This window comes from Parasulfuritortus cantonensis, assembly GCF_004337445.1.
Taxonomy (GTDB): Bacteria; Pseudomonadota; Gammaproteobacteria; order Burkholderiales; family Thiobacillaceae; genus Parasulfuritortus; species Parasulfuritortus cantonensis.
Genome location: NZ_SJZB01000013.1, coordinates 56,797 through 73,697, shown reverse-complemented (window position 1 = coordinate 73,697; position 16,901 = coordinate 56,797). Strand labels below are relative to the sequence as shown.

12 protein-coding genes are annotated in these 16,901 nt (G+C 65.2%); all 12 read right to left on the bottom strand.

From position 1 onward, the window contains the following. Positions 1 to 114: 114 nt before the first annotated feature. On the bottom strand, positions 115 to 483 hold the full coding sequence (locus tag EZJ19_RS03335) for a DUF2802 domain-containing protein (protein WP_131444877.1): 369 nt from the start codon (positions 481 to 483) through the stop codon (positions 115 to 117). Between the two features lie 37 nt (positions 484 to 520). Continuing rightward, the gene (locus EZJ19_RS03330) at positions 521 to 6,037 is read right to left on the bottom strand and encodes a rhamnan synthesis F family protein (protein WP_165873441.1); all 5,517 of its coding nucleotides are present in this window, start codon (positions 6,035 to 6,037) and stop codon (positions 521 to 523) included. Between the two features lie 118 nt (positions 6,038 to 6,155). Then, positions 6,156 to 8,789 (bottom strand): glycosyltransferase, encoded by a 2,634-nt coding sequence (locus EZJ19_RS03325; protein WP_206199304.1) that lies wholly within the window; start codon positions 8,787 to 8,789, stop codon positions 6,156 to 6,158. A 12-nt stretch (positions 8,790 to 8,801) separates the two neighbouring features. After that, positions 8,802 to 9,638: a class I SAM-dependent methyltransferase gene (locus tag EZJ19_RS03320; protein WP_131444875.1), complete on the bottom strand. Its 837-nt coding sequence runs from the start codon at positions 9,636 to 9,638 to the stop codon at positions 8,802 to 8,804. Between the two features lie 82 nt (positions 9,639 to 9,720). Next, the gene (gene flaF / locus EZJ19_RS03315) at positions 9,721 to 10,098 is read right to left on the bottom strand and encodes a flagellar biosynthesis regulator FlaF (protein ID WP_131444874.1); all 378 of its coding nucleotides are present in this window, start codon (positions 10,096 to 10,098) and stop codon (positions 9,721 to 9,723) included. Continuing rightward, a complete protein-coding gene (locus EZJ19_RS03310; RefSeq protein ID WP_131444873.1) occupies positions 10,079 to 10,477 on the bottom strand; it encodes a flagellar biosynthesis repressor FlbT in 399 nt (132 codons plus the stop codon). Before EZJ19_RS03310 ends, flaF begins: the two co-directional genes overlap by 20 nt. 7 nt (positions 10,478 to 10,484) lie before the next feature. Further along, positions 10,485 to 11,156: a hypothetical protein gene (locus EZJ19_RS03305; protein ID WP_131444872.1), complete on the bottom strand. Its 672-nt coding sequence runs from the start codon at positions 11,154 to 11,156 to the stop codon at positions 10,485 to 10,487. 71 nt (positions 11,157 to 11,227) lie between these two features. Then, complete coding sequence (locus tag EZJ19_RS03300) at positions 11,228 to 12,049, bottom strand: flagellin (protein WP_131444871.1); 822 nt, start codon at positions 12,047 to 12,049, stop codon at positions 11,228 to 11,230. Between the two features lie 155 nt (positions 12,050 to 12,204). Next, entirely contained in the window at positions 12,205 to 12,963 is a 759-nt protein-coding gene (locus EZJ19_RS03295; protein ID WP_131444870.1) for an S-methyl-5'-thioinosine phosphorylase, read from the bottom strand. 2 nt (positions 12,964 to 12,965) lie between these two features. Then, on the bottom strand, positions 12,966 to 13,514 hold the full coding sequence (locus tag EZJ19_RS03290; RefSeq protein ID WP_131444869.1) for a hypoxanthine-guanine phosphoribosyltransferase: 549 nt from the start codon (positions 13,512 to 13,514) through the stop codon (positions 12,966 to 12,968). A 2-nt stretch (positions 13,515 to 13,516) separates the two neighbouring features. Next, positions 13,517 to 14,260, bottom strand: coding sequence for a 23S rRNA (guanosine(2251)-2'-O)-methyltransferase RlmB (gene rlmB, locus EZJ19_RS03285; protein ID WP_131444868.1), 744 nt, complete (start codon positions 14,258 to 14,260; stop codon positions 13,517 to 13,519). Between the two features lie 264 nt (positions 14,261 to 14,524). Next, positions 14,525 to 16,858 (bottom strand): ribonuclease R, encoded by a 2,334-nt coding sequence (gene rnr, locus EZJ19_RS03280; protein ID WP_131444867.1) that lies wholly within the window; start codon positions 16,856 to 16,858, stop codon positions 14,525 to 14,527. Between the last annotated feature and the right edge of the window lie 43 nt (positions 16,859 to 16,901).

The following is a 16,901-nucleotide window of genomic DNA, read 5'->3' as shown; positions in this document are numbered from 1 at the left end:
GGCTACCGGCAGCGGAAAGGCGGCGAACTGGGCGGACATGGCATTCATGGATCCGTGACGTGGCTACACCGCGTTATCGACCGGATTGCCCCAGGCTTGAGCCAGATCAATGATTTAGCCCGGAGGCGCGATCTCCCGGCCCTTGCCGTGCATGGCCACGATCAAGGTCGCCTCGTCGCGGGAAATGCCGCAACGGGCGGCGATCTCCGGCGCGATCATGCCTTGGCGGGCGTACTGGACGGCGTAGTCGTAGGCCTCGGTCCCGGCGGCCGCCGCCGCACCGCCGGGCGCCGCGTCGACCGTGTTTTCAAGTGCCTCCAGGCGCTGGCGCAGGGCCGCCAGCTCGCTGCGCAGCTCCGCCAGTTCCGTGTCCCGGCGGCCTCGCGCCACGCGCTGCCGGGCCAGCCCGACCAGCAGGTAGGCCGCCCCGGCGAAACATACCGCCAACAGGAATTCGCGCCAGGTGATCGTCAGTTCCATCATGGGGCCGAAGCATAGCCGGACGGGTCACCGCTTGTCGCTAGCCCGTTTCCGCGGGTCCTTCGGCCCGACCGGCCGGCTCGGCGGGGCCCGGCCGCTCGGCCAAGCGCCGATAGTGCTGGAAGCAGGATATCTCGCCAAATCCCGAGAAGTCGTCTTCCACCGAAAAGAGCGCTTCGTGCTCGCCCAGCGACCAGGTGCCGTCGACCAGCAGGCGCAACGGCACCTGCACCAGGTCACGGTCGAACTCGGCATCGTAGATGCGCTCACCGACCGCCGCCACCAGGTCGGCGACGAAGTCGAGCATGCCCTGCTGGATCGCCGCGACGCGGTCGAAATGCGTCTGGCTGTGGCCGGCCTGCTTGAACACCGGCCGCAGCCCTTCCCCGCTCCGCTCGAAATGCTGGAACTGCCCGGCCGGCGCCGTGAGCACCGCCTCCAGAATCAGGCTGTAGTCGAATACCGGCACGCCCGCGTGCTGCAGGGCCACGCCATCGCCATACAGGCCCTCGACCGCGACGCCGAGTTGCTTCAGGCCGGCGACCTTGGCCGTCGTGGCGAAATAGAAGCCGTCCAACTTGCGGCCGGTCAGCGCCATGAGGAACTTTTGGATGGTGCCCGAGAAACCGAGGTCGGACAGGGCCGCCGGGCCGTCCGGCACCTCGGCCCGCCAATAGTCCAGGTAGGCCGCGCGCTCCCGTGCGGCAATCTCGAGGATCGCCGCACGGCTGGCCAACATGCCGGACAGGACCGCGTCCTTCATGGCCGGGAGCGTCACCTCGCGGTCGAGGTCGAGATCGCCCGCGGCGCGATAGGCGGCCAGGATATCGTCCCCGAAGCGGGCGCGGATCAGGTCGCCGACACGGCCTTTGAAATGGGCGCCCAACAGGTAACCGAGGTCGTCCCGCGTCTGCATCGCGGCGACCCCGGCAGCCCGCCTCGAGGTCAGGAAATAGCGGCCCTGCATCCCGGCCAGCGCCGGTATCGAGGCCTGTAAGGCGGCGAAGACCTTTTCCAGCAGGTAGCCTTCGCGGCTCAGGAAGAGCAGGGCCCGATGCCCGGCGCCGGCACAGCGGCGGGCGAGCCATAGAACATAGTTGGCGACGACCGGGCCGAAGCACAGGTAGCCGATGTCGGCGAGGCCGTCCAGACGCAACGCATCGCCGAAGGCGGCCGGCGAACGGTCGCTCAGCTCGGCCAGGCGATTGCCCACCAGGCCGAGCCAGAGCTGGTCCGGCCAGGGCAGGAAGTCGCGCCGGTGCAGGGCGCTGAGGCAGGGCAAGGTCGCCAGCATCGCCGCCGGCCTGAGGATGTGGACCGGCGGCAGGAACCCGGCGTCCACCGGCAGCTGGATGTCCGAGTGTTCATTATCGCCGACGTGCAGCCAAGCGCCCGGCTCGACCCCTTCGCGCACCGGCAATTGGCGCCAGGCCTCGCCCGTGTCCTTGCGCCAGCCGGTTTCGCTGGACAGGTACAGGGTCTGGACGAAGTCGGCCCCAACGTGGTCGAGCATGCGGCGGATCAGCGCGGCCGGCAGGTACATGTCGGACACCGCGACGATGCGCATGCCCTGTTCGGCCAGTTGCCGCAGCAGGCGTATCGGCTGGCTGCGCGGGCGGGTGAACCAGAGTTCCATGCCCTGCTCGATCTCCTTGAGTTCGTCGATCAGGGCGGGGTCGGCCGGGAAGTGGGCCTGGAAGCTGGCGTAGATGTCGTCCAGGTCGACGTCGCGCCCTCCTTTGGCCTGCCGGGCCCTGGCCTCCGCCTGCTTGCGCAACCTCTTGAAATCGGCCAGGCCATGGCGCGCCTGGAGAAATTCGCCGATGAAATCGAACACCACGTCCGGGTGCAGGAACGGCCGCATGACCAGGGTATCGAAAACATCCACCGAGACGATCCGGGCACGGGCCGCCGCCGCCACGAGCTTGCCCGCCAGCGGCGCCGCGAGATGGTGGCGCCAGTTCTTGCCGCCGGTCGGGCGCAGACTGCCATCGTCGGCAAGTACACCCAGGGTGTAGCCTGCCAGGGCCGGGACGACCCCCAGATAGCGCTCGAGGGCGTGTTGCAAGGTACCGTCGGTCTGCCCGGATTCGACCGGGAAGCTGTCGACACCGAGGTTGAGGTCGAAGAGTGGCTTGAGCGCCTGTGGACGCGCCCAGAACATCGAGCCGGCCGGGAAATCGAGGTACTCGCCGGGGTCGATGCGGTAGCCTAGGCGCTGGGCGAGCTGCATGGCGATCGCCTTGTTGGACAACCAGGTGTGGCCCCAGAACGGCATGCCGGGATAGCTCTCCGGATACACCACGCCCAGCTTCGGGTCGGCGGCAAAGCGCCCGAATATGGCGCCCACGCGCTCCGGCGTGCCAAGCAGGTTCTGGTAAAGGTATTGCCGCCAGCCGGTCCGCTCCGTACCCGTATAGAGGGACTTCTTGGTATGGACGTGGCAGACCAGGTCGAGGGCCAGGATATCGTCCCGGAAGGCGACGAAGAACGGCGCCAGGTCGCGGCCCCGGTTGGCCACCACCCGGACGTCGAGGCGGGTCAGGTTGGCGAGTTGGGCCGCCGCGCCGCGCACCGTCTCGGCCGCCGCCTCGTCGACCACCGAGACCAGAAGGGCATAGGGATAGGGGAAACGCGCGAGCACGGCGCAAATCTCGTCGAACAGGTCGACGTAATACACGTGCGCCATGATGCCGATGCGATACGTCGGGATCGTCTCGTCGACTCCTGCCCCGCCCTTACCCTGCGACACCACACCGGCCGCGCGCCCCGCCTGGACCGCCCTGCTGTCCTGCAGGACCGCCTGGACCTCCCGCAAGACTTCCGTCACGCCAGCAACACGCTTCCCATCCGAAGCCTTGTTGATCGTCTGCGTCAGGAGCTGGCGGTTTCCCTTTTGCGTCGTCTGCCGGATCGACGCGAACATCTGCACGTCTTCGGTCAGTAACTGGGCCAGTTGGAAAACCAGCGCGTCACGCTTGGTCAGCCTGGCGGACAGGTCATCGAGGTGCCGCTTCAGCGCAACGTTGGTAGCCAATGTTGCGTTCAGTGCACGTTGGACGGTTGCCATGTCGGAACCAAGCTGCCGAAGCTGACCCTCGGCACCTTCCAACTTCGCCTGCAGTTCGCCTTGACGGAACAGGCAGTCGGCGAGATGTCTGTCCGCCGCGTCCATGTACGCAAACGGTGTGGCCATATCATCGTAACGGCGCTTGAAGCCCTCGAAACGCGCCACGGTCTCGGCGTCATCCAAGGAAACGTCATCACATGCCGCCAGACGAAGCAGCTCATATGCCGCACGAGTATCCGCACTGATCCGGGGCTCGCGCCTGAGTTCCTCGGCGGAGCAGAGGTTATGTTGGAGCCGGCTCTCGAGAAACGCCTGGCAATAATCCACAATGGATCGAGCAGTCTCATGGAACGGCAGACCCAAGGCACGCGCCAGCCGGCTCATCTCCCTGACCGGGTCCGCCATCAGACGGTCATAGTCGACGACGATCCGCGCCGCACCAGAGGTTCCGAGGACAGCGGGAATGACATGCCCCAGCCATAGAAATCCGCTCTTCTCGACGGTGAAGCCGTCGCGCCTCGCCAAGGACTGAGCCACGCTGAGCGGGTTTCGTACGGAGATCACATAGGACACGCTTAGGCCCTGCGTCTCGAACACGGTTTGCCAGAAGGGCAGTAGCCGGGACAGGCGCGGATCCTTGAGGCCGAAATGGCTTGTCTTGATCTTGCTGCCCAGAAGCTCGGCGGCGCGCACCCTGAACGATTCCAGCCCCGGCCCCTGCAGAGCCGCCGGATCGATTGCCGTCAACGTATGCCAGTTCGCCCCGAGTGCCTCCAAGAGCTCGTTGTTGAGCTTATTGACCTCGGTATCTTCGAAGAACCCCTTCTCGTTATTGTCGGCCACCCCCGGTATCAGGGACTCACCCAAGTCGACACCGAGGGCCTGAAGCGCCCTGGTCAGCGCGCTGGTCCCGCTGCGGTGCATACCGAGGACGACGGTGAGTCTGGCGATACCACGAGCCGTGTCGGGCCTTGGCTGGGCAGGCCTGTCGAGGATGCCTAGCCCGGAAAGACGTTCAACCAGATAGTCCGAACAAAACGTTTCTTCTTCGAAGCGGCTTAATCCCATCTCGGAACGGACGAAATTGTGGCCTTGGACAATGTCGTCATAATGGACGTGCCATCCCTTCTCGACCCGTTCAAGGGGATTGAACCGTTGCTTTCTTTCGGCAAATACCTTTTTCACCCCGTGCCCTTGCGACCGCACGGGGTAATGACGCAACAGGAACTTGTACGGAAATACGCGACGGTCTTCGAACGCGGCCTCATGGCCTCCTGAGCGCGCCAAATCCACCCTGACGCCCGACGACCGCCAGGCCTTGACCTGCTTGAAGTGCCCCGGTTTGCAACCGAACTCCCAGTGCCTGAAGTAGGTCCCGTAGTCGGTACCCGATTCGAACCCGTCGTCCACCGGTCTGAATTCGATAACCGTGTGATCCACCGCGTTGAAGCCCATTCTTTCCACATAGGCGAAGGCCTCACGGAGACGCATGTCCGACCAGGGTGCCTCCCTGATCTCGTCGGCGTCGTGGTGCAAATACCAGTTTGCCTGGATCGCCTGAGCCAACTCCTCCACCCGGGTGAGCAACGCGTGCCAATCATATGTACCGGTAGGGCCACCGGGTGGAAATTGCTCTATGGCGATCAGGCCCTTGCCAAGCAACGGTGTGGCATGGGCGACCGTGTCGTCGGTCGACCAGTTGTCGATGAGGTAGACATCGACCCCCTGATCAATCAGATGGCGGATGGAATGGAAGATGATGTCCGCTTCGTTGTAAGCCGTCATGAACGCGACCACGCGGAAATCCGTGGCGCAGGCGACCTGCCTCGGTGGCAACGCCCGGCCGTGCAGGACTGCGAGCGTCGTCTTCTTGGCCCAGTCCCGATTGTTGTTACAGGTGAGCCCCAGAAACGCCACATCGAACCCGAAGTCCTGAAGGAGCAGGCCCAGCTCCGCTTGGTTCCACTCGCGGACATGGGCCGTATTGGCCGGGGGACCGGCATCGTCGACACCGCGAACGAGATCGCGCTCAGGAGTGGACAAGATCGCAACGGGCGCATGGTCGAGGCACCTCGAAATGAATCCCAGAAGCGGCTTCGGATCGACCAGGTGCTCGATCACGTCGGAACATACCAGCACGGTCTTCTGAAGCACCTCCGGTGACAGCAAGTCGCCCTCCGCCGTCTCCAGGTCCAACGTAAGCCAAGTTCCGAAGCCATAATGGCTCCTGCAGTACTCGATATTGCTGCCGATATCGACGCCTACGATCTCAAAATCCGGGTGCAGGTCGGCGAGTTTGACGGCACGGCCACAGCCGATATCCAGGATATGCGTACATGCGAATTTCTTGGCCAGGTATCCGGCAAAGGCGTAAACGTGCGGCTGATGCAGGACACCCTCGGTACCAACGAGTGAATCCTCGAAATAGTTGGCTGTTGTCCGGGCTGTGTAGCCATCCTTAATGAAGAAGTTGTCCTTCGAGTTCACCACAAGCTGCCCTTTCGCCTTCTGTTATGCCTGCCATCGGGTGATCCGTCTGCAACTGAGCCCGGGCTGCCGTCGGTCCAGCCGTCCGTGACTCTCCGGCGCAACGCCAACCGGACGGTCATGGCATCCAGGCCTTCAGCCAGGATTCGAGATGGGTTTCCAGTGTCCAGCGCTCGGTGACAAACTGCCTCAGGGTCGCGCCTGCTCTCTGCAGTTCATCGGGTTCAGCCAGGTACCCCCGTATGGCCTCCAGCCACTCCCTATGGCGGTTTCGTACCCGCCGAACCGGGAACTCACCACGATAGGGGGTGACATCGGAGCAGACGACCGGGCACCCCAGGGCGCCATATTCGAGCAGACGCAGATGGCTCTTTGCGTGGTTGAACGGCAAGTCTTCGAGCGGCGCAACGGCCAGATCCAAGTTGAGGGACGCCAACTTTGCCGGGTAGTCGTCCAACTTCACCAGTGGATGGAATTCGACCGCCGCCTTGAGACTTTCCGGGCAGTAGCCTAGAAACACCCAGTCGGCCTCCGCCAGCGTGGCCTTGACGACGTCGACGATGAGGGCGAGATCGCCCTCGTGGCCCAGGCTGCCGGCCCAGCCGATGCGCGGTTTCGCGGCCGCCCGCCTGAGTGCCTTCAGGCCCTGCCACCGGGCGGCCTCGATGTAGTTCGGGCAGACGACGATATCCGTTGCGTACTCGCGCATCGCCTCGGCCAGGTAGTCGGTGGATACGACCAGACGGTCGCACAGGCCGATGGCCTTGCGCAGACGCTTCTTCAACTCGGGCAGGTTGGCGACCTGCGCGCTGGCGACGTGCCTGACCGGCGGATTGAACAACAGGTCGTCGAGCTCGAACACCTTGAATGCCCGGCTATTGCGGGCATAGCCCTCGATCAACTCGATGTTGCGGTTCTCGATCTGGCGTTGCAGGACGATGCTGTCCGGCTCGAACCGGATCAGCTCGGGAACGCCCAGGTAGCGGCTGCTCTCCAGCCCGTCGACCCGGCCGGCGCCGTTCAACGCGCGCATCGGCGCAAGTACGCGGTATTCGCCGCTACCGGCGCGGTCGCCGGGGTGCGCCAGGATACGCGGCCGCGGCCGATCGTCCGGCGCCAGCCGCAGCATGGCCTCGGGCTCCGCTTCCGGGTACCGGCCGCGCAGGCTGAGGTTGCGGTTGTAGGCCGGATCGAAGGCGATCTGGCGGCGCCACTTGGCGTAGAAATGCTGCCGCTCGGCCAGGAACCGGCGCTGCCGGTCGGTCAGCGTCGCCCGTTCGGTTTCCGACGCCTGGCTGGCCGAACCCTCGTGCAGCAGGGTGGCGAACGGCGTCCAGACGATCAGCCGGCCCAATTCGCCTATCTTCAGGCAGAGATCGATATCGTTGAAGGAAACCTGGAAGGCCGCCTCGTCCAGGCCGCCGACCTGCTCGTACAACGGCCGCGCCACGAGCAGGCAGGCCCCGGTCACGGCGGACAGGTCCTGGACCAGTTGCAGGCGTCCGTAGTAGCCGACGTCGGCCAGCTCGCTGCCCAGGTACGGGTGGTCGGCCGGACTGTTGTTGAGGCCGAGCACGACCCCGGCATGCTGAATCTTGCCGGTCGGATAGATCAGGCGGGCACCGACCACGCCGACCTCGGGACGCCGGGCGTGGGCCATCATCTCGTCCAGCCAGTCCTCGTGCAGCACGGCCGTGTCGTTGTTGAGCAGGAGCAGGTACTCGCCGCGCGCCTCCCTGGCGGCCTGGTTGTTCATGGCCGCGAAATTGAACGGCCCGGGGCTGGCCAGGACGCGAATTCGCGCATCGGCCTGCGGGAGGCCGGCGAGGTAGGCCAGGGCATCTGGCTCGGTGCTACCGTTGTCGACCACCAGCACCTCGAAGTTCGGATAGGCGGTCTTCGCCACCAGTGTGCTGAGGCAGCGGGCCAGGAAGGCCCTCTGGTTCTTGGTCGGGACGATGATCGACACCAACGGATGTCCGGCATGTCGATAGCGCAACCGGTAGGTCCCTTGCAGATAGCCTTCGTCCAGGCTGGCCTCCAGGCCGCAGCGATGCAGGTGATCGAGCAGTGAACGGTTGCGTGCCGCGACCATCTCGTCGGTCCCCCGCAGGCTGTGCCCGCCCTCCGGATGACGCAGGTAGAGCACCTCGGCAACGTGGCCGATGGCCGCCCCACCGCCCGCCTCGTACAGGCGCAGGCACAAGTCGAACAGATCGACGCCCTCGGCGGCGGGGTCGAAACCTCCGCACGCCAGAAAAGCCGACCGGCGCACCAGCAGCAGGCCGCCGACGGCAAACGAGGCCGAACGCAGGAGGTCGATGTTGAAGTCGGTCTTGAAGAACGGTGCCCCCGGACGGCCCGTCTCATCGAGGGCGGCCTCGTCACTGTAGAACGCGAGCCAGCCCGGGTGGCGGCCCGCCTCTGCAGCCAGGCGGACGTAGGCCTCGGTCGCCAGGACGTCCCCTGCCTCGATCATGCCGACCCAGCCGGCCTGCCCGGCCGCAATCAGCCGGTTGGCCTCGGCCAGCAACTCGCCGCTCGGGCAGTACTGCCAATCGGTGGCGCCACCGGGGACGAAATCCGCTGGCACGCGGGAGTCGGCCAACACCGTGAGATGCCAACCGGCGGCCTGCGGCACCGCCAGTGCGGCCAGGGTGCCCGGCAGCAGCCGTGCCGCGTCGCCGCGTACCATGGCGACCAGTTGGACCGTCATGGGGCCGGCCGGCTGGGTGAGCGGGGCGTCAGCCAAGTCCCGGTCTCCCTACTTCCGCATGCGCAGGATGTAATTGATGCCCAGGTATTTCTTCGCCTCCGACCAGATGAAGAGAAACTCGACGTCACGAAAGCCGATGGCCTTGGCATAGTCGATCAGGTCCCAACCGAAGTCGTAAACCAGCAGCGCCCCGACACCGCTGATCGGATCGCCATGGTAGACCGGCGGCAGGCGGTGCACGAGGCGGCCGCCGGCGTCGACCTCGGCACGGCGCTGGGTACGCTCGCGGCCGAATTGGAAGGGTACGGTGACCAAAGCGACGCCGCCCGGCTTGAGGACGCGCAGCATGTTGTCGAGTGCGGCTTCGAAGTCAAACACATGCTCCAGCACGTCCAGGCTGACCAGCAAGTCGAAGCTGTCATCGGCGAAACTCAGTTGCTCGAGACTTTCACAACGCAGGCCATGGCGATCGACGGAGCCGAGCGGCGCCTGGTTGGGGATGTACTCACTGCCGATGGTGAGCGGCAGGAAATCCAGCAAGGCCTTGTAGAACGCCGTCTTCCCCTCGCTGCAATAGACGACGCTCGTACGGTTGAGCGTTTCGCTCGTCACGATCCAGTCGAGCGTGGCGCGCATGCGGGTGTTCAGACCGCAGCGGCAAACGCCGCGCTCGCGCCAGACCGGGGTCTTGCCGTCGGCCGAGAACATGTAGTCGATCTGCACCTCGCCGACGCCGCAGGCGGGACAGTAGCCCAGCAGCCCGTAACTCGCCAGGTCCCGGACATAGTTGCGTTGGATGCCGTCCAGCATCGGATAGACGTGCTGGAAATAGTGCTCGGCCTGCCCCTGGTCCTTCACGCTGTAGATCAAGGCCAGATCCAGCATCGCTGCTCCCCCGCAAGAGATGGTATCGGCGCCCGGCCGGCCTCGCCGCCACCCGGCACGGCGTTCGGAGACGAGCGCGCGGTCAGGCCGCCTCGCCGCGCAGTCCGGCCGCAATGTTCTTGTTGATGGATATCAGAATATCCAGCTTGTCCGCATCCGGGAACGCCATCACGTCGAAGGTACGGCGGTCGACGAATGCCGAAAGGCTGATCAGATTGCGCTTGATCTCCTCCGGCAGCGGGTTTTCCTCGTCGAGCAACTCGGCCTGGAACACGGTCCATATGCGCTGGTTGTAACGCAAGGCGTCGTCGAGCTCGGATTCCCGGCCGGGCGCGTCCCAGTTGTTCCGCAGTTCGGCGAGCCGCATGGCGGCGCGCATGAGCACGCTGGCCTCGAGTTCGCGACCGGTCAAAGTGGCCTTTTCGACTTCCTGATAGGCATCAAGCGGATTGGCGGGCATGATCGATTAGCTCCTGTTCATAGTCGACCAGTTTCCTGGCCCCTTTGAGGGCTTGATAATACCTGCCGCAAGCCAAATCGGTGTTGATGGTGGCCAGATAATCCACGGTGCTGGGTGCCGCGGCGATGACCTCCTCAAGCAGACGGCGGTAGGTCTGCTGATATTTCGTGATGTTGGCGACGTCGATGTACATCAACTGCACGCAGAGGTAGATCCGCTTGCACACCGAGTCGGCCTTGTCCTCGGTAAGGATGTCCTTTTCCCGCAGGAGTGGGGTGTCGTTGAGGATGGAAAAGTCGGCGGCACTGTCGCCGTTCTGGACGACGGCGCCGCCGATGAATATCTTTTCGCCCGGTTTCAGTGTGATGCGAAGTGACACGGCAACCTTACAGGCCCGCCACCGCGGCCGTACCCGCCTGGGTCATCGCCTGCGGTGCGGCCGCCAACTGACGTCCGACACTGGAAACCAGCGCCAGCACTTCCGTTTCGCCACCGCCCTGCGCCATCTGGCCGGGCAGTTGGTCCGCGAACCGCGTGTGCAGGTCGCCAAGAAGCCGGTCCACCTGGGCTCGCACATCGGCCGCCTGGTTCCCCAGGGCAGCGACCTCACCATCGGTCGCGGCACCGGCGTCCAGCACGGGCAGCTCGGTTTCCTTCGGATAGAAAACCGGTTCGCTGCCATTGTCCACCGGCGGCACGCTCACCGCCTCCATCTGCCGGCGCAGACCGTTCAAGCTGTTGATATACGCCGCCCGCTGCTCGTTGCCCGGCGGGAAAGGCGGATAGTTCTTCACCTGCCCGACCTGCTGATCGAGTTGCCCCAAGAGGACCCCGACCTGCTCCAGTGCCTTGCCGACTTCCCGGACCGATACCGCGACATCCGCGGTGGCATCCTTGGCGCTGGCCAAGCCGGAGAATGTGCCGGCTGAAAGACTGACACCCGAACCGCCCGGCAGCGCGGACCCGTTCGCAGTGACGACCGGCCCCTGCGATGCGGTGGCCAAGCCATAATCCCGGGCAACGGATGCCGATCCGATAACAGTCATCTCGTTTACCATTGCCGCCTCCCGTACCATCGGCCGGAGGGGTTGCCCCCTGCCGGCCGGACGTCACGTCGCGAGGACGCTGGTTAGAACAGCCGCAGCACGCTCTGAGCCGCCTGCGAAGCGATCGACAGCGCCGTGGTACCCAACTGCTGCCTGGTCTGCAGGATCAGCATGTTGGCACCTTCCTCGTTGGTATCCGCGGCGGTCAGCTTGGTCGCGCCTTCGGTCAGCACGTTGTTCAGGCTGGTGATGAAGGAATCGCGCGCGGACAGGATCGCCAGGTTGGACGCCAGACCAGCGGAATTGGTGCGCAGGGAGGTCAGGGCATCGTTGAGGGAGGTTTCCAGGGTATCGATTTCAGCCGAGGTGTCGATGGCCGTGCTATCGGTGGCGGTGCCGATGGACAGGCCGGTGGAAGTGGCATCGAAGCCGGAGATGGTGATGTTGGTGCTGTTGTCCTCGTTGAAGGCAACCGACAGGGTATCGCTGTTCAGCAGGTTGATGCCCTTGTAGTTCGAATCGGTCGCGATGTTGTCGATTTGGCTCAGCACTTCGGTGTACTGGCTCGCCAGGTTGTTCAGAGCGGTGGTGTCCGTCGTGGAACGGGCCTGGGAAAGCAGACCACGCGCGGTTTCGATCAGGGTCGTGATCGCCGTCACGCCGCTGTCGGCGGCCTTGATGGTCTGGATCGCTTCGCCGATGGAGTCCTTGCGGCCGTCGAGCTGCGAGGCGCGGTCGGTGTGCGACTTGGCGGCAAAGAAGCTGGCCGGGTTGTCCAAGGCACTGTTGACCTTCTTACCGGTGGACAGCCGTTCCGAAGTACGGTCCAACAAAGTGCTGTTCTGCTGGAGGGAAACCAGCACGTTACGCATTGAGGCGGTCAGGGAGATGTCGCCGTAGGCCATGATGAACTCCTATTCTAGGTTCGAGTCGAGAGAGGCTTCTCCTCTCCGTTACCGACATCGCGATCGATGTGGTTGCCCCCGATTACGGCATTGAGTAGAAAAACTTTAGTGGCGGACGAAAAAGTTTTTTGCCGCTTGTCCGGGTGCGGCCGTGATCAGCCGCCGGCGGCGAACTCCAGGCGGGCGACACTCAACAGAACCCGGCGTACACGTTCCATGATCTGGGCCATGGTCGCCTCGATCTGGTCGCCGGAGATGGTCAGGGCACTATCCTGGCGCCCCGCCGCCCAGTTCACCGACGCCGCGACCGCCGCGTAGCAGAGGCCCAGTTCCTTGGCCAGGTAGGCCTCCGGCATGCCGGTCATGCCGACCATGTCGCAACCGTCGCGCGCCATGCGCTCGATCTCGGCCTTGGTCTCCAGGCGCGGACCTTGCACGCAGCCGTAGACGCCTCCGGCGACGAAGTCCTCGCCGCACTCGGCCAGGGCCGCCATGCAACGCTGGCGCATCTCGTCGCAATACGGCCAGGTGAAGTCGTGGTGGGTGACCGGGTCGCCGTTGCCGTATTCCGCGTAGGTGGTCTCGCGGCCATGCGTGTAATCGACGATCTGGTCGGGAACCGCCAGGCGCCCGGGGCGCATGTCGGGGTGGATGCCGCCGACCGTGGCGATGGACAGGACGTGGGTGACCTTCTGGGCGTGCAGCGCCCACAGGTTGGCGCGGTAGTTCACCAGATGGGGCGGCACCGTATGGCCGTAGCCGTGACGGGCGAGGAAGACGATGCCGTGGCCGTCGAGCTGGCCGAAGGTCAGCGCACCGGAGGGCATGCCGTACGGGGTGCGCACGACCTCGCGCCGGCTGATGTGCAGGCCGGGCAACTGGGTCAGGCCACTGCCGCCGATGATGGCCAGCATGGTCAATCCTCCTTCAGAGCGTAGATGGCGGGCAGGTTGCGCCACAGGCCGTAGGCGTCCATGCCCATGCCGAAGACATAGCGGTCCGGCAACATGAGGCCGACGTAGTCGGCCTCGATCGGCTTGGCGCGACCGAGTTCCTTCTCGGCCAGCACCGCGACCTCGACCCGCGCCGCGCCCAGTTCGAGCAGTTTGGCCTTGACCGCGGCCAGGGTGTAGCCCTCGTCCAGGATGTCGTCCATGAGCAGGACCACGCGCCCGTCGACTTCGCCGCGCGGCAGCGCACACCATTCGATCTCGCCGCCCCGGGTGCCATCGCGGTAGCGGGTCGCGTGCAGGTAATCGAATTGCAGGGGAAAGGCCAGACGCGGCAGAAGCTGGCCGGCGAACACCACGGCCCCGCCCATCACGCACAGCGCGACCGGAAAGCTGTCCGCCAGGCGTGCGCTGATCTGCGCCCCCAGCCGATCGAGCGCCTGCTCGATCGCCGCCTGGTCGTAGACGAGCTCGGCGCTCCTGAACATCGTCCAGGCCTTGTCGATTTCCGTCATGTTCAAGCCTCCAGGCCAGCCCGCTGCCGGCGCGCTTCGTACAGGCAGACCCCGGCCGACACCGAGACGTTCAGGCTCTCGACCTGGCCGTACATGGGGATGCGGACCAGGACATCGCAGTGTTCCCGGGTCAGGCGGCGCATGCCGGTACCCTCGGCGCCCAGGACCAGGGCGGCCGGGCCCGAGAAGTCCGCATCGGCGACCGCGATGCTCGCTTCCAGGTCGGTGCCGACGATCAGGATGCCGCGCTCCTTGAGCTCGCGCAGGGCGCGCGCCAAGTTGGTCACCGGGATGAACGGCACCGCGTCGGCGGCACCGCTGGCCGCCTTCATCGCCGTGGCGTTGAGGCTGGCCGCACGGTCCTTGGGCACGATCACGGCATGGGCGCCGAAGGCGTCGGCGCTGCGCAGGCAGGCACCCAGATTGTGCGGATCGGTGACGCCGTCCAGGACCAGCAGCAAGGCCGGCTCGGTCAGGTCCTCCAGGACCTCGTCTAGGGTGCGGGCGAGTTGGATCGGCTCGGCGAAGGCGACGATGCCCTGCGACTTGCCGTGCGCCATCTCCTCCAGCCGGCTGGCCTCGCTGGCCACCAGCTTGACCCCTTTCTCCTCGGCCAGCCGGCGCGCCTCCTGGGCCCGCTTGTCGCGTCGGGCCTCGTCCAGGTAGATGACCTGGACGCTGCCGGGGTGGTGGCGCAGCCGCGACAGGACGGCATGAAAGCCGTATATCAGAGAGCGTTGGCTCATGCACGACCCCAAAAGCCACTTCGGGCCACGTTCACAAAGGAGGTTTCGGTGCAGGCTGACCTGCCGCCAGGCAGGTTAAGCGAGCATCGCGAGCGGCCGTAGCCAAAACCGTATATCAGGGAGCGTTGGCTCATGCACGACCCCCAGCGCCACTTCGGGCCACGTTCACAAAGGAGGTTTCGGTGCAGGCTAACCTGCCGCCAGGCAGGTTAAGCGAGCATCGCGAGCGGCCGTAGCCAAAACCGTATATCAGAGAGCGTTGGCTCATGGTTTCGATTTCTTCGCGGCCGGCTTCTTGGCCGCCTTCTTGGCAGGGGCCGTGATTTTAGCGGGTTCCGCCTTGCCTGCCTTGGCCGGTTTCGGGGCGCCCGGTTTCGGGGCGCCCGGTTTCGGCGCCGGCGCGGGCTCTTCCGCCATGACGAAGTCGATCTTTGAGCTCTCCAGCTCGACCTGGGCCACCTTGATGCGGACCCGGTCGCCCAGGCGGAAGCGCTTGCCGGTGCGCTCGCCCAGCATCTGGTGCCGGGCACCGTCGTAGTGGAAGTAGTCCTGGCCCAGTTCGGATACGTGCACCAGGCCCTCGACGAAGACCTCGTCCAGGGCGACGAAGATGCCGAAGCTGGTCACCGCCGAGATGACACCGTCGAACTCCTCGCCCAGCTTGTCGCGCATGTAGTAGCACTTCAGCCAGGACACCACGTCGCGGGTCGCCTCGTCGGCGCGCCGCTCGGTCATCGAGCAATGCTCGCCGATCTGCTGCCAGTTGCCCGGCCGGTAGGTTTCGCCGACCAGGCAGGCGCGGATGGCGCGGTGCACCAGCAGGTCGGGGTAACGACGGATCGGCGAGGTGAAATGGGTATAGGACTCGTAGGCGAGGCCGAAGTGGCCGACGTTCTCCGGGCTGTACACGGCCTGCTGCAGGGAGCGCAGCATCACCGTCTGCAGGAGTTGCTCGTCCGGCCGCCCCTTGATCTTGGCCAGCAGGTCGGCATAGTCCTTGGCATGCGGATCGTCGCCGCCGGCGAGTACGAAGCCGAACTCGGCCATGAACTCGTGCAGCGCCTTCAGCTTGACCAGGGTCGGGCCCTCGTGGATGCGGTACAAGGCCGGATGCTTGCGCTTCTTGAGGAACTCCGAGGCGCACACGTTGGCGGCCAGCATGCATTCCTCGATGAGGCGATGGGCATCGTTGCGCGCGTAGGGGACGATCTTCTCGATCTTGCCGCTGGCGTCGTCGAACACCATCTTGGTTTCCAGGGTTTCGAAGTCGATGGCGCCGCGCTTGCCGCGCGCCTTGAGCAGCACCTTGAACAGCTTGTACAGGTTCTCGACGTGGGGCAGCAGATCCGCCTGGTCCTTCGGCACCTTCTTGGCGTCGTTGAGCCAGTCCCAGACCTGGGTGTAGGTCAGGCGCGCCTTGGAGTGCATCACGGCCGGGAAGAACCGGTATTTCTTGATCGTGCCGGTCCCGGCGATCTCCATCTCGCACACCATGCAGGCACGGTCGACCTTGGGGTTGAGCGAGCACAGGCCGTTGGACAGTTCCTCCGGCAGCATGGGAATCACCCGGCGCGGGAAGTACACCGAGTTGCCGCGCTCGTAGGCCTCCTTGTCCAGCGGCGAGCCGGGCTGGACGTAATGGGAGACGTCGGCGATCGCCACCCAGAGCTTGAAGCCGCGCCCGAGCGGCTCGCAGTAGACCGCGTCGTCGAAGTCGCGCGAATCCTCGCCGTCGATGGTCACCAGGGCCAGGTCGCGGACATCCTCGCGTCCCTCCAGGTCGCGCTTGAGCACGCCCTTGGGCAGCTTCTTCGCCTGGGCCGCCACCTCCTTGGGGAACTCGAAGGGCAGGTCGTGCTTGCGCAGGGCGATCTCGATCTCCATGCCCGGGTCGGCATAGTTGCCCAGGACGTCGACGATGCGGCCCATGGCCGGGGCGTGCTTGGTCGGCTGCTCGACGATGTCGACCGTCACCACCTGGCCGAAGCCGACCTTGAGCGACTCCGTGGGCGGAATGATGATGTCCTGGTTGATGCGCTTGTTCTCCGCCACCACCCACTGGTGGCCATGCTCGCGGTACAAGCGGCCGACCACGCGGCTGTTGGCCCGATCCAACACCTCGACGATCTTGCCCTCCTTGCGCCCGCGCCGGTCCAGGCCGCGCTCGCGGCACATCACGCGGTCGCCGTGCAGGACCTGATGCATCTCCTTCTCGGACAGGAACATGTCGCCGGAGGCGTCGTCCGGGATGAAGAAGCCGAAGCCGTCGGCATGGCCTTCGACGCGGCCGGCCTTGAGCTCGATCTTGTCGGGCAGGCAGAGGTCGCCGCGCCGGTTGATGACCAGCTGGCCGTCGCGCTGCATGGCGGCAAGGCGGCGATTGAAGGATTCGCTCTCGTCGACGTCGATATCGAGCCTGAAGGCCAGGTCATCGGCGGGCAGCGGGCCGCCGGCCTCCTCGACCAGTTGCAGGATGAATTCCCGGCTCGGCAACGGGTAATCGTATTTGTCGCGCTCGCGCTGCAGGAACGGGTCCTGCCAGCGCAGCCCCTTCTGGCCGCGCGCTTTGGAATTTTTTGCAGATTTTTTTTCAGACATTAAAAACTCACGTTGACAGGGTGAATAAGGCGTCGCTAGAATG